Source organism: Flavobacterium psychraerolatum, from assembly GCF_025960985.1.
Classification (GTDB): Bacteria; Bacteroidota; Bacteroidia; order Flavobacteriales; family Flavobacteriaceae; genus Flavobacterium.
Window position 1 is genome coordinate 62,302 of the sequence record NZ_JAOQMX010000011.1, and the last position, 14,333, is coordinate 76,634.

Here is a 14,333-nt window from a genome sequence, read left to right on the forward strand (position 1 = left end):
TATTCTGTAGGAATAGTTTATTCTAAAAATATAATTTTTGTTTATATTATTTTAATATTTGATGAACATTTTGCCTTTATTTTTTTGAATAGATTAAATAAAGTGTATATTTGTTTAATATTTAAATAAATATGTTAAACAAAATAAATACCACGTTCAGTATTAAAGACCTCGAAAACCTTTCGGGAGTAAAAGCGCACACGATTCGAATTTGGGAAAAAAGATATGATGTTTTTCAACCACTTCGTACCGATACCAATATTCGAATTTATGATTTAAAAAGTTTGCAAAAGCTTCTGAATATCAATTTTTTGCATCAATTTGGTTATAAGATCTCTAAGATCGCCACCTACTCTGATGAGGAAATACCCGCAATGGTTCGTACTATTGTTTCAGAAAAAAATTCTAAGAATCATGCAATCAATATTTTTAAGATTGCCATGATGAATTTTGATTATCAGTTGTTTGTAAAAACATATGATTGGTTGACGCAAGAAAAAACGTTTAGGCAAATCTTTATAGAAGTATTTATTCCATTGATGGAAGAAATAGGTCATTTGTGGCAAACAGATACTATTAGTCCTGCACATGAACATTTTGTATGTCATTTGATAAGGCAAAAAATCATCCTCAATATTCATGATGCACAGTTAAAAGATAGAACACAGTTTGACCGTACATTTGTATTATCACTACCGCTCAATGAAATTCATGATTTAGGGTTGCTTTACCTTAACTATGAAATTACCAATAAAGGATATCAGGTTGTTTATTTGGGGGAAAGTATGCCGATTGAAAGTTTAAAAGATTTGAAAATTCATTTTAGTAATATAATTTTTGTTTGTTACTTTACAGTACAACCTGTTGTAGATGAATTAGATGGGTATGTTGATGAAATGGCTGCTAAGTTATTGGATGATGATTCGGAGATTTGGTTGCTTGGGCGAATGACTCTCAATATTAATAGGGATCAAATATCTAGTAAGGTTACTGTATTTGATTCGGCGTTTCAATTAATCCAAAAAATATAATCGTATTTATTGATAATTCAATAGTTAGTAAACAAATGAAAAAAAATATTACCATCATAGGTTCAGGATTTTCTGCTTTATCTGCTGCAAGTTATTTGGCAAAAGCGGGTCATAAAGTAACCGTTTTTGAGAAAAATGATAGTATTGGCGGACGAGCTAGACAATTTAAAGCAGAAGGATTTACCTTCGACATGGGACCAAGCTGGTATTGGATGCCCGATGTATTTGATCGTTTTTTTGCTGATTTTGGAAAAAAAACTACCGACTACTATGAGTTGATAAAACTTTCTCCTGCATATAACGTATATTATGGAGAACAGGATTTTATAGCAATAGCAGATAATTTGGAAGCAATCGTAACCACTTTTGAATCAATAGAGAAGGGTAGTGGTAAATACCTTAGGGAGTTTATCACCAAGGCCAAAAGCAATTATGATATTGCTATCAAAGATTTAGTGTATCGACCAGGAGTTTCTCCTTTGGAGTTGGTAACTATAGAAACAACCAAAAAAATAGGAGCGTTTTTTAGCACTATAAAGAGGGATGTTCGCAAGAAATTTAAAAACCAAAAATTGGTACATATTTTAGAATTTCCAGTTTTGTTTCTAGGAGCCAAACCGTCAGATACGCCCTCTTTTTATAGTTTTATGAATTATGCTGACTTTGGACTTGGAACGTGGCATCCCAAAACAGGTATGTTTGACGTTGTGAGAGCAATGCAGAGTCTAGCAACAGAACTAGGAGTAGTGTTTAAAACAAAATCTAATATTGAAGAAATAATTGTAGAAAATAATATTGCTAAAGCTATTGTGGTGAATGGGCATAGAATTAATTCGGACTTGGTTTTGAGTGGTGCCGATTACCACCATACCGAAACTTTATTGGACAAAAAGCACAGAGTGTATTCTGAAAAATATTGGGAAACAAGGGTTTTTGCACCTTCTTCTCTTTTATTTTATGTTGGTTTTAATAAAAAAATGAAGAATGTGGCGCATCACGATTTATTTTTTGATGTAGATTTTGATGCACATGCCAAAGATATTTATGATGAGCCCAAATGGCCACAAGATCCTTTATTTTATGCCAATTTTCCGTCTATAACAGATAAGTCTGCAGCTCCAGAAGGGATGGAATCGGCCTTTTTCTTAATTCCACTAGCACCTGGGATTATCGATACTGAGGAGTTAAGAGAACAATATTTTGATAAAATTATCAATCGATTTGAGACTATTACACAACAAAAAGTAAAAGATAATATTGTATATAAAAAGTCTTTTTGTAAAAATGATTTTGTGTCAGAATACAATTCGTACAAAGGAAATGCATACGGGATGGCCAATACATTATTGCAAACTGCTTTTTTACGTCCTAAATTAAAGAGCAAAAAAGTACAAAACTTATATTTCACAGGACAGTTAACGGTTCCAGGGCCAGGAGTTCCTCCAGCATTGATCTCGGGGAAATTAGTTTCTGAATTAATTATTAATCAATTTTTAGAGTCGTAAATATGAAAAATTTATTTGATACTGTTTCGTTTAAGTGCAGCAAGTTAGTGACTAAGAACTATAGTACCTCCTTTTCATTAGCGGTTAATATGTTGTCACCGAGCATCCGTAATGATATTTACAGCATTTATGGTTTTGTCCGTTTTGCTGACGAAATTGTAGATTCATTTCATGGCTACGATAAGGAAGAACTGATTAATGATTTTGAAAAAGAATATTATAAAGCCTTTAAAGCTGGGATAAGTCTCAACCCTATTTTAAATGCCTTTCAACATACTGTAAAAGAGAATAATATTTCAGACGATCTTGTTCAGTCTTTTTTAAAGAGCATGAAATTGGATTTGATAAAATTAAATTACGATAATAAAGAAGACTATAATGAGTACATTTATGGTTCTGCAGATGTAGTTGGTTTAATGTGTTTAAAGGTTTTTGTAAAAGGAAATAATGATAAATATGAAGCTTTAAAAATGGAAGCCATGCGTTTGGGGTCTGCTTTTCAAAAGGTAAATTTTCTAAGGGATTTGAAGGATGATAACTTGATTTTAAATCGAAATTATTTTCCAGGTGTCAACTTGAAATCTTTCGATGAAAATAGTAAAAAAGCCATCATAGCAGAGATTGAGGAAGATTTTAGGATTGCACATCAAGGAATAAAAAAGTTACCAATCGAAGCTAAATTTGGAGTCTACACTGCCTATATATATTACAAAAAATTACTGCATAAGCTGGAGAAGACACCTTCGCACGAAATAGGAAACACTAGAATACGTGTGTCAAATTACTCCAAAATGGGATTGCTAGCCAAATCTTTTGTATCCTATAAATTAAAATTAGTTTAACTATTGATAAATTAAAACTTAAAAATAATGATTTCATTTTTTATCACACTAGTTGTTTTTTTACTCATGGAATGTGTTACTTGGTTGACACATAAATATGTAATGCATGGTTTTATGTGGTATTTTCACGCAGATCACCACCAACCCAAGTATGCCAATGTATTTGAGCGAAACGATATTTTCTTTGTAATTTTTGCGATTCCAGCTATCGTACTATTTTATTTTGGTGAACAAGCAGGATTTAATTATTTGTTTTTTATAGGTCTTGGAATTACGATTTACGGTTTTTGTTATTTTATGATTCATGATATTTTAATTCATCAACGTTTTAAATTATTTAAAAACACTAAGAATGCTTATTTAATTGGTTTAAGAAAGGGTCACAAAATACACCACAAGCATTTGGGTAAAGAAGAAGGAGAGTGCTTCGGAATGCTTTTCGTACCCTTTATGTATTGGAAAAGGTAGCTTCTTGTTTAAAGTTTACCGCTCCGCTTTAAATTAAATAGTCAGGTAACGGGCTTAAAAGATAAAAAATTTTAACGCTAAATAAATTTTTTAAAAATGTCATTATATCTTATTTTAAATATAGCTTCCTTTATTATTCCATTTCTCTACAGTTTCGAAAAAAAAATGCAATTTAGCAAACGTTGGAAAGCATTCTTTCCTTCTTTGTTGATTTCTGCAGCTTTTTTTATCTCTTGGGATATTTATTTTACAAAAATTGGAGTATGGCATTTTAATCCAAGATACCATACAGGGATTGAGATTTTTGGATTGCCAATAGAGGAGTGGTTATTCTTTTTTTGTATCCCTTACGCAAGTCTGTTCATTCATTTTGCCTTTCATTATTTCTTACCCAAAATAACAATAAGTATCAAAAATGTATTTCGTATTTATGCTTTAATTATCGTACTAGTCTCTCCCATATTAATACTCAATTGGGGTAAGTGGTACACAACAGTAAATTACAGTTTATTAATCATTTTGTTAACTTATACGGTTATCAATAGCCCGAAAATACTTCAAACTTTTTTCATCACGTTCTTAATCATCTTAATCCCTTTTGCATTAGTTAATGGAATTTTAACAGGAAGCTTTATTGAGCAACCAGTAGTATATTATAATGATCTAGAAAACCTTGGTTTTCGATTAGGAACTATCCCGGTTGAAGATATTGGTTATGCCTTTTCGATGTTATTAATGACATTGGTTATTATGGAAAAATTGGAGAATAAAGAGAAGAAGAATGAAGATTCTTTGGTTTCTCGATAGTTATCGGAATGCCGAAAAAGGTGTTCAAGCTGTACGGTCCTTGCTTTTTTTTATTTTATAAAAAAAAGTAAAAAAAGGAGCTCGACTAACATCCTTAACTTAAAACAACGGTAGAATTTAAATTGTTTTTTCTTATTTGAAATATAAGAATGAAATAGATAATCTAGTTTATCCGTCCAATAATTTATTTTATCCTTGTCTCAAAAATAACCCAAATCGGTAAAGGATAGTTCTATTTAAAAAAATATTATATTATGAAATTATATAAAAAAGAATCTGTACAATACGTTGATGCAACATTAGAAGACTGTTGGGCTTTTTTTTCGAGCCCTAAAAACCTGCAAAAGATAACTCCAGAAACCATGGGTTTTCAAATCACCGATTATGATGGCAAAAATATGTATGCAGGCCAAATTATACAATACAAAGTATCACCTCTATTGGGATTGAAATTACCATGGGTAACTGAAATCACGGTTGTTGAGGATAAAAGTTATTTTATAGACGAACAACGATTTGGACCTTATGCTTTATGGCACCACAAACACTTTTTTGAAGCCACAGCAACTGGTGTGAAAATGACTGATGTTGTACATTATGGATTACCATTGGGCTTTTTAGGACGTATTATGAATACTTTAGTGGTCAAAAGTAAGCTAAACGAAATATTCGCTTACCGTGAAATATCAGTGAATAAAATTTTTAACAACAAGTAATGAACAAAGCAAAAGTCTCCGTTTTTTGGTTCCGTAGAGATATAAGATTAGAAGATAATGTAGGTTTGTTTCATGCCTTACAGTCTGATTATCCTGTACTTCCAATATTTATTTTTGACGATGTGATTCTAGAGCAATTGCCTCAAGATGATGCAAGAGTATCTTTTATTTATGAGTCATTATTTATAATAAACACAAAGCTAGAAACTCTTGGAAGCTCCTTATTAGTCAAAAAGGGGAAAACCAAAAAGGTGTGGGAAATTTTGATGCAAGAGTATGAAGTGCAAGAAGTATTTTGGAACAAAGATTACGAACCTTATGCCATTGCACGTGATTCGTTTATAGCTGATGAATTAAAATCAAATAATATTAAGAGTTACAGTTTCAAAGATCAAGTTATTTTTGAAGAGAGTGAGATTACCAAGGCCGATGGATTACCTTATACGGTTTATACCCCCTTCAAAAATAAATGGTTAGACAACTATAAAACTAATACTCCTGTCACGGAGTATAACACGGAGGATTATTTTGCTCATTTTTGTAAATTAAAGTTTGAATTTCCTATAATTGAGGCAATAGGATTTATCATGAGTTCTATAAAAGTCAAACCGCATAATTTAACTCAAATTAAAACATATCAAGAAACTCGAGACTTTCCTGCCATAGATGCAACTTCTTATCTGTCGCCACACTTGCGATTTGGTACAGTGAGTATTCGTAAATTGGTATTGTGGGCTGCTAAGACAAATGCTGTATTTTTGAGCGAATTGATATGGAGAGAATTTTTTATGCAAATTTTATTTCACTTCCCAAAAGTAGTCACACAAAATTTCAAAAGCTCCTATGATGGAATTCAATGGAGAAATAATGAAGATGATTTTGAAAAATGGTGTTCAGGGAACACTGGTTATCCTATGGTAGATGCTGGTATGCGTGAACTCAACGCAACAGGCTATATGCACAATCGTGTGCGAATGGTTGTAGCCAGTTTTCTATGCAAACATTTAATGATTTCATGGCAATGGGGCGAAGCTTATTTTGCTCAAAAATTATTGGATTATGACTTATCGGCCAATGTTGGGAATTGGCAATGGGCAGCAGGAACTGGTTGTGATGCGGCACCCTATTTTCGTGTTTTTAATCCAACAATCCAAATGAAAAAATTTGACGAAAAAGCAATTTACGTTCGCAAATGGATTCCCGAATTTGATTTGGGGTATGTAGCTCCAATGGTAGAGCATGCTTTTGCACGTGATCGTGCCATAGCAACGTACAAAGCTGGAATTGTAAAATAAATAGAACCAAAATATAGCAAATTTAGTATTATGAAAGCGAGTATAAGTACATTTATTTCCGGTCTTTTTGAATTGTAATTAATTTGTGAAAGTGGCGTTCCATACTAGTAAGCTATAAAATAGAGAGAAGATGAAAAAACAAGTTTTAATAACAGGAGGTACAGGTTTTGTAGGACGCCATTTAACGCAATTGTTGATTGATAACGGTTATAATGTTAGTGTTTTGAGTCGATCTAAAAAAGAAAACAAGCCCTCCATTTCCTATTACGTTTGGGATATAAAAGAACAATTCATAGATGAGGAAGCAGTTATCAAAGCCGATTATATCATTCATTTAGCTGGAGAAAATATTGCGGGTAGTCGTTGGACTGCAGAACGCAAAAAGAATATTATTGATAGTCGAGTAACCCCAATCTCTTTGATTAATTCTGTTTTGAAAAAACATAATAAAAAATTGGATGCTTTTATTTCGGCTTCAGGGGTCGGTATTTATGGAGCGATAACTGATGCTAAAATTTGTAAAGAAAATACAGCTGCCGAAGATGACTTTCTTGGGATAACTTGCCAAAATTGGGAAGCTGCAGCCGATACTATAGCTTCTAGTACAAATCGAATAGTGAAGGTTCGTACGGGTTTGGTCTTGGGTAAAAATGGTGGTTTTTTAAAAAAAATGCTTCCAATTTTTAAATGGGGACTAGGATCACCTTTAGGATCGGGTAAACAATATATGCCTTGGATTCATATTGATGATTTGTGTGGTATCTATTTATTAGCCTTAAAAAAAGAAGAAATGAATGGTGCTTATAATGCTACAATTCAAGATAGTACAACCAACAAAGAATTCTCCAAAACTTTGACTATGATAGTAGGATACAAAATGTGGTTTCCCGCAGTGCCGGCTTTTATATTGCGACTGGTGTTGGGAGAGATGGCTGTAATTGTTTTGGAAGGAAGAAGAGTGTCGTCCAGTAAAATTGAAAAACAAGGATTTCGTTTTAAATATATCAATCTAGAAACGGCAATCCGAAGCTGTTTGTAGTGTTTTTATTTATATAGTTATAATCAACTTTAAAATTGTGTAATAATATCAGAATGCTGTACTGGAAAAAAATATATTAAAAAAAAAACAGAAGTTTATTGAAACTGATTTCAATAAACTTCTGTAAAGATATTTTTGTTATTATTTATTAGTTAATTCATTTAAGTCTAAGCTAACTGTTTAACATTACTGGCATTACCAACATAGTAACTGTTTCACCTTCTTCAAGACCATCTACAGGTGTTAATATACCTGCTCTGTTTGGCAATGACATCTCTAACATTATCATGTCTGATTGTAAGTTAGTTAACATCTCTGTTAAGAAACGAGAGTTAAATCCAATTTGCATGTCGTCACCTTGATAGTCACAAGTCAATCTTTCTTCGGCTTTATTAGAGTAATCAATATCTTCAGCACTTACATTCAATTCAGCTCCAGCAATTTTTAAACGAATTTGGTGAGTAGTCTTGTTAGAAAAAATAGCCACACGACGTACAGAACTCAAAAATTGAGAACGGTCTATCATCAATTTGTTTGGATTTTCTTTTGGGATAACGGCTTCGTAGTTTGGATATTTTCCATCAATCAAACGACACATTAAGTTGTAGTTATCAAAAGTGAAAGTAGCATTTGAATCGTTGTATTCAATTTTTACTTCAGCATCTGAAGTAGAAAGAATATTTTTCAAAATTGTCAACGGTTTCTTTGGCATGATAAAATCGGCTACTTCAGATGCTTTAACATCTGTACGAGCGTATTTTACCAACTTATGAGCATCGGTAGCAACAAAGATTAAACCTTCTGGAGAAAATTGGAAAAACACTCCTGACATCACGGGACGTAAATCATCATTTCCAGCAGCAAAAATAGTTTTGCTAATGGCAGTTGCCAAAACATCTGCAGGCACTAAAGTTACTGATGGTTCATCGAGATTTACCGATTTCGGGAATTCTGCTCCTGGTGCATATGCCAAAGCATATTTTCCAGAGTTAGAGCTAATTTCGATCGTACTGTTTTCTTCAACTGTAAAAGTCAATGGTTGTTCCGGAAATGTTTTTAAGATTTCTAAAAGTAATTTTGCTGGTACTGCAACACTTCCTTGGCTTGTAGAATCAATCTCCAATGTTGCTGACATGGTTGTTTCCAAATCGGAAGCAGAGACAGTCAATTCATTATTGTTTAATTCAAAAAGAAAGTTATCTAAAATAGGTAACGTATTACTACTATTGATAACACTTCCTAAAACTTGTAATTGTTTTAATAAGTACGAACTCGATACTATAAATTTCATCTGTTATGTTTTATTTTTTGAAATATGTATTGTGATTTTAATTTGTAAAAATAGAATACATTTTACAAATATATCGTAATCTAATTTAGTATTGAAAATTATTTATTAACACTATTTGCTGTATTTCTTTTTTCGAATGTAGGTAAATAGAAAGCCAAAAATACCAAGTATAACAAGGGGAAGTCCTATGGTTAGGAGTTGCGTTTGAGTGTATTTGTCAGATACTTTGTTTTTGTCCAATAATGGTAAATCCAAATCTTTGGATCGAATGTTAATAAGTCCTGTATCATCCAACAGATAATTGATGCAATTAAGCATAAAATCCTTGTTATCGTATAGATTTCCTGACCGCTGATCAAAGCCTAATTCTACTGGAGAACCATCTTTGTCCAACTGATTTTTAATTAAATCACCATCTGAGATGACTATCATTTTGCTCGGTTTTCCAACTGCTTGGAAGTCTTTTTGTTTAAAAGGCAAGACACGATTTTGAAAAACCGATTTAAAATTACCTTCTAGTAAAACACTAAGCGGTAGATTTCCAGAATTGATATAATGATTCGGACTTGTTTCCTCGCTTACCATATTCAGGTTAATTTCGACTGGTGTTCCAATTTTTTTTGAATATTTTGAAGACTGCAATAAGACTGTCTTTTTGATCCCATTTTTCAAAGTGTCGATTGGATTGGCAAAGTCAAATTTAATACCACCCAAATTTTTCACGATCGGGTGCTGACTCTCAGGATAAACCAATGGAGCAAATTTCCAATTGAAATCTTGGTATTGTGTCGCACTTCCTTGTTCGCCAGTGGCTAGTTTTATTGGGCTGCCTTGTTCGTCTTTTACAAGGTCAGGATTGATTCGAAAACCGTATTTAAAGAACATATCGTTTAGTCCTAGATCTTTTGGAAAAGCTAGTGTAGCGCCAGCAGGATTATAAAGACTATCCATCTCTGCAGTTACTTGGTCAATCAACCATAAACTTTTTCCACCATTGATGATAAATTGATCTAAGACTTGTTTTTCTGCATCAGAGAAGGTTTCTGTAGGTTTGGCAATTATTGCCAAATCGTATTTTTTCAAAGCTTCTAAGCTGTTGATCGGGTCTGTAGCAACAGAGTCCAAGGTGAATGGACCTATATGGTAACTTTCTTTTATTTGTAAAAGAAATTTTGCCATCCTAATATCTTGTAACTCTCCGTTTCCTTTGATTACTGCTATTTTCTTATGTTTATCGACTGTAATTTTATTCAAAGCATCAGCAATTGAATACTCTAGGTGTTGTACCGATCCAATAACTTTATCGGTCGTTGAAGCTCCCATGATATTCTTCAATAAGGGAATGTTCACTTCTTTATTCTTATAATAGGCTATAGCCCATGGGAAAACCATAGCTTGCGATTGTTTTCCTTTGTCGTCAACGGTGATGTTTACAGGTGTAAGTCCCTTTGAATAAAGTGACTTGATATTATCCATACTAGAATCTTCATTTTCTAATGGATCTATAAATTCAAAATTGATATTTTTATTATAGGCTTGAAATTCTTCTAGTAATTGTCTTGTTTCTTGCTGTAAACGTTTGAATTCAGCAGGTAAATCACCTTGCATATAAATTTTTATAAACAAAGGTTCTTTGACTTGTTTGACAATTTTCAAGGACGTATCGGATAAGGTATATCGTTTGTCTTTGGTTAAATCAAAACGGTGGAAAAAGAAGCTGCCAATTCCGTTTAATAACAACAATATTGCAATAGTAAAAAGCACTGTTTTACTATTTTTATTTAGTGAATATCCCATTACAATTGAACGGATTTAAGTTTATAAACGGTAAAAGAAAGAAAGGCAATGGTAATACTTATAAAATAAATAATATCTCTAGTATCCAATACACCTCTGCTCATACTTTTAAAATGTTCCTGCATACCCACTGCGCTAATGACATTAGAAAAAGAAGGAACAACACTTGCAATACCGTCAAAACCAAAAAAGAAAAAGAAGGATATAAATACAGAAATTAGAAAAGCTACAATCTGATTATCGGATAGTGAAGAGGTAAAAACCCCAATGGATGAATAGCCAGCAATAAGAAAAAGTAATCCAAAATAGGATCCCATGGTACTACCCATATCAATGTTTCCTTCTGGTGCGCCCAAATTCGAAATAGCAAAAACATAGATTAATGTTGGTATGATTGCGATTAAAATAAGCAAAAAAGCGCCTAGAAATTTACCATTGACGATTTCCCAAATTGATAATGGTTTGGTCAAAAGTAACTCTAATGTGCCTTGTTTTTTTTCATCAGAGAAACTGCGCATTGTTACCGCAGGAATTAGGAAAAGTAATATCCAAGGAGATAATGTGAAAAATGGACTCATATCTGCGAATCCTGAATTTAGGATGTTATAATCTCCTTCAAATACCCATAGGAATAATCCGTTGAGAATAAGAAAGAGCGCTATTACCAAATATCCAATTGGAGAACCAAAAAATGATTTAAGTTCTCTTAATGCAATTGATTTCATTAAATTTTCTTTATAATTAATACATCTTGATGTTCGTTAAATTCACCTGGTTCTACACCTGACCAATTTCCTCTTATAAAACGGGTAACTTGTAAATGGTGCTTCTCAAAAAGAGTCATGAGGTATTCTTTATGATAGGCGACGTTTGCTTCTTTTACGTTTTTATCCATCAATGAATAATTACCATAATCATACGGGAATTTTTTTGATCCATTATTGTTCATGGATTTTTTACTTTGCTCATCTATAATAAAAAAGGTACAGAAACATATTTTATCTTTTCGTAATACTCTTTGTATTTGCTGGATATAATTCTCTACATCTTCAGGCATCATGTGTGTAAATACAGAGGTCAAAAAAACAAAATCAAAGCTGTCATTTAAATACGGGAATTTCAAGCTTGCTGCTTTGTCAGTGGTGGAAAGGTTGTATAAATCGTTTCTAAGAGGTATCAATTGGAAATTAAAATTCGGAAATTTATTTCCAATATTTTGGTTACACCAATTAACTCCTTTTTTTACAATATCAAAACCTTCATAACGTCCTTTACTAGACAGGTAGGTTGTGAAAGGAATCGACATTCGACCGATTCCAGATCCAACATCCAAAATCGAACTTTCAGGAGTTAGATTTCCATATTTTTTAAAATATTCAAAAAACATTTGGCCAACTTTGAGGTAGTCACCAGCCCCTGTAAATATCATACCTTTGGGAGGTACAAGTGATGTTTTGTCTCGAAAAATATCAGTTGGGAAATAGATTATTTTTCGTATTCCGTATCGAAAAGGGATTGGTAATGCATAAAATAGTTTCCTAATTATTGGATTCATGAATTTCTATTTAAATTGAATATTAACCACATCTCTATAATTGAGTCCCAAAAGGCTATTAGCAGAACCAACAGTTGATGGATTGCTACGAAAAATAGCGATTTCAAGAAACCCTGCTTCATTGAAAAGGGCTAATTTTTCTCCCTCATAATTTTTAATTGGATATTTGTCTGAATTAGCAATATCAGAATAGCGAGGCAAGATAGTTTTTATATTCTTTGTTTTCAATATTACCTCGTACGGGCGACCTTTAGCTACTTCAATAAATTGCTTTTTACTAATATTGGTGACTACATTCCCCAAATGGTCTATATAGATAACATTACCTTTGAGTGTAGTATTATCTGCCGAGATTGTAGCTTGCAAATCGGTTACTTGCTTAATAGTATTCGTTTCTTTACCTACAATACTTAGTGAACCACCTTTAGCAATATGACAGGCTACTTTAACAAAAACATCCATGTCTGTTGCGCTACTTTCCAAACGATCGTGAATATTAATAGAAACAATTTTTTGAGGAACAATTTTTTGCGAAAGCATACTCAATATTCCATTATCAGCAGCAATAAAGTAATGATCATTCCATTGCATCGCTAGATGTTGGTTCTCTTTGTTTAATTCCAAATCAACTCCAATAATGTGCACCGTACCTTTTGGAAAACTAGCATAAGCAGCTCCAATCATGTAACTTGCCTCAACCGTATTGAATGGGTCAATGTTATGTGAAATGTCAATAATAGTACTTTCGGGATATTCAGATAGTAATTTTCCCTTCAAAGCACCTACAAAGTGATCTTTCAAGCCATAATCGGTAGTGAGGGTAATTATTGACATAATTTTGTTTATAACTATTACTGGAATCTAAAAATAATTTTTATTAAATTTGAGAAGTGCAAAGCTAATAATAGTAATCTCAAAAACGCAATAAAACGAAAAACAAATTCCGCTTAATTAAGAAAAAAGTAAGATTTATTTCTTAAATTGTATTATGAAATTAGTTGTCTGAATGTTAATTTAAAACTGCAAAATTTGAACGAAAGAATTATCGAGCTCATAGACATCGCACCAAAAGAGTTTTGGGGCGCTCAAGACTCTCATCTTGAAATGATTAAAAAGTACTACCCGAAACTAAAAATTGTGGCGAGAGGCACAACGTTGAAGGCTTTTGGAGAAAAAGAAATCTTAGATGAATTCGAAAAACGATTTCAGCGACTATTATTACATTTTTCAAGGTATAACAATATTGATGACAATGTAATTGAGCGTGTTATTATGGGGGATAGTGATGAAATAAAAAAAGCCACTATTAACGATAAAATTTTGGTGCATGGTGTAGGAGGTAAGATGATTAAAGCACTCACTCCCAACCAACAATTATTGGTCGATACTATTAATAAAAATGATATGGTATTTGCTGTTGGCCCTGCTGGTACAGGTAAAACTTATACAGGGGTGGCAATGGCTGTAAGAGCATTAAAGGAAAAACAAGTCAAAAAAATCATTTTAACACGTCCAGCGGTAGAAGCAGGAGAAAATTTAGGTTTTTTGCCAGGGGATATGAAAGATAAATTGGATCCATATATGCAGCCTCTTTACGATGCGCTTAGAGATATGATTCCAAGTGAAAAACTAGAAGATTATATCACCAAAGGGATTATTCAAATTGCACCGCTCGCATTTATGCGTGGTCGTACGCTAGATCATGCGTTTGTTATTTTGGATGAAGCACAAAATACAACGCATTCACAAATGAAGATGTTTTTGACTCGAATGGGGAAAAATGCCAAATTCATGATTACAGGAGATCCAGGACAAGTAGATTTGCCAAGAAGAACAATTTCGGGGTTAAAAGAAGCATTGCTGGTCTTAAAAGATATTGAAGGAATCGGAATTATTTATCTTGACGATAAGGATATCGTGAGACATAAATTAGTAAAAAAAGTAATTGATGCATACAAATACACTGAAAATACCGATTAATTTTCAG

At 32.7% G+C, this 14,333-nt stretch carries 14 protein-coding genes; 9 read left to right on the forward strand and 5 right to left on the reverse strand.

The window, feature by feature from the left end:
• Positions 1-131 precede the first annotated feature (131 nt).
• The 8 genes from M2326_RS06245 to M2326_RS06280 all read left to right on the forward strand — a co-directional run bounded on the left by M2326_RS06245 (position 132) and on the right by M2326_RS06280 (position 7,703).
• Complete coding sequence (locus M2326_RS06245) at positions 132-1,031, forward strand: MerR family transcriptional regulator (protein WP_264618695.1); 900 nt, start codon at positions 132-134, stop codon at positions 1,029-1,031.
• 35 nt (positions 1,032-1,066) lie between these two features.
• A complete protein-coding gene (locus M2326_RS06250) occupies positions 1,067-2,536 on the forward strand; it encodes a phytoene desaturase family protein (protein WP_264618696.1) in 1,470 nt (489 codons plus the stop codon).
• Positions 2,537-2,538: 2 nt separating this feature from the next.
• Positions 2,539-3,378, forward strand: coding sequence for a phytoene/squalene synthase family protein (locus M2326_RS06255; RefSeq protein WP_264618697.1), 840 nt, complete (start codon positions 2,539-2,541; stop codon positions 3,376-3,378).
• A gap of 27 nt (positions 3,379-3,405) precedes the next feature.
• Positions 3,406-3,846 carry a sterol desaturase family protein gene (locus tag M2326_RS06260; RefSeq protein ID WP_264618698.1) on the forward strand — a complete coding sequence of 147 codons (441 nt, stop codon included), beginning with the start codon at positions 3,406-3,408 and terminating at the stop codon, positions 3,844-3,846.
• Between the two features lie 96 nt (positions 3,847-3,942).
• Positions 3,943-4,653, forward strand: coding sequence for a lycopene cyclase domain-containing protein (locus tag M2326_RS06265; protein ID WP_264618699.1), 711 nt, complete (start codon positions 3,943-3,945; stop codon positions 4,651-4,653).
• A gap of 254 nt (positions 4,654-4,907) precedes the next feature.
• Positions 4,908-5,369: an SRPBCC family protein gene (locus M2326_RS06270; RefSeq protein ID WP_264618700.1), complete on the forward strand. Its 462-nt coding sequence runs from the start codon at positions 4,908-4,910 to the stop codon at positions 5,367-5,369.
• Positions 5,369-6,664, forward strand: a complete 1,296-nt coding sequence (locus tag M2326_RS06275) for a cryptochrome/photolyase family protein (protein WP_264618701.1) — start codon at positions 5,369-5,371, stop codon at positions 6,662-6,664. Before M2326_RS06270 ends, M2326_RS06275 begins: the two co-directional genes overlap by 1 nt.
• A 130-nt stretch (positions 6,665-6,794) precedes the next feature.
• The gene (locus tag M2326_RS06280) at positions 6,795-7,703 is read left to right on the forward strand and encodes a TIGR01777 family oxidoreductase (protein WP_264618702.1); all 909 of its coding nucleotides are present in this window, start codon (positions 6,795-6,797) and stop codon (positions 7,701-7,703) included.
• 172 nt (positions 7,704-7,875) lie between these two features.
• Here the strand turns inward: M2326_RS06280 and dnaN are convergent, their stop codons facing one another.
• From dnaN to M2326_RS06305, 5 genes are all read right to left on the reverse strand, one after another.
• Positions 7,876-8,994, reverse strand: a complete 1,119-nt coding sequence (gene dnaN / locus M2326_RS06285) for a DNA polymerase III subunit beta (protein WP_264618703.1) — start codon at positions 8,992-8,994, stop codon at positions 7,876-7,878.
• Positions 8,995-9,105: 111 nt separating this feature from the next.
• Positions 9,106-10,791, reverse strand: coding sequence for a gliding motility-associated ABC transporter substrate-binding protein GldG (gene gldG / locus M2326_RS06290; protein WP_264618704.1), 1,686 nt, complete (start codon positions 10,789-10,791; stop codon positions 9,106-9,108).
• A complete protein-coding gene (gene gldF / locus M2326_RS06295) occupies positions 10,791-11,516 on the reverse strand; it encodes a gliding motility-associated ABC transporter permease subunit GldF (RefSeq protein ID WP_264618705.1) in 726 nt (241 codons plus the stop codon). Before gldF ends, gldG begins: the two co-directional genes overlap by 1 nt.
• Positions 11,516-12,346: a class I SAM-dependent methyltransferase gene (locus M2326_RS06300; RefSeq protein ID WP_264618706.1), complete on the reverse strand. Its 831-nt coding sequence runs from the start codon at positions 12,344-12,346 to the stop codon at positions 11,516-11,518. Before M2326_RS06300 ends, gldF begins: the two co-directional genes overlap by 1 nt.
• Positions 12,347-12,352: 6 nt before the next feature.
• Positions 12,353-13,180: an SAM hydrolase/SAM-dependent halogenase family protein gene (locus M2326_RS06305; RefSeq protein WP_264618707.1), complete on the reverse strand. Its 828-nt coding sequence runs from the start codon at positions 13,178-13,180 to the stop codon at positions 12,353-12,355.
• A 195-nt stretch (positions 13,181-13,375) separates the two neighbouring features.
• On the opposite strand from M2326_RS06305, the gene M2326_RS06310 reads away from it, so the two are divergent.
• Entirely contained in the window at positions 13,376-14,326 is a 951-nt protein-coding gene (locus tag M2326_RS06310; RefSeq protein ID WP_264618708.1) for a PhoH family protein, read from the forward strand.
• The last annotated feature ends 7 nt before the right edge of the window (positions 14,327-14,333 follow it).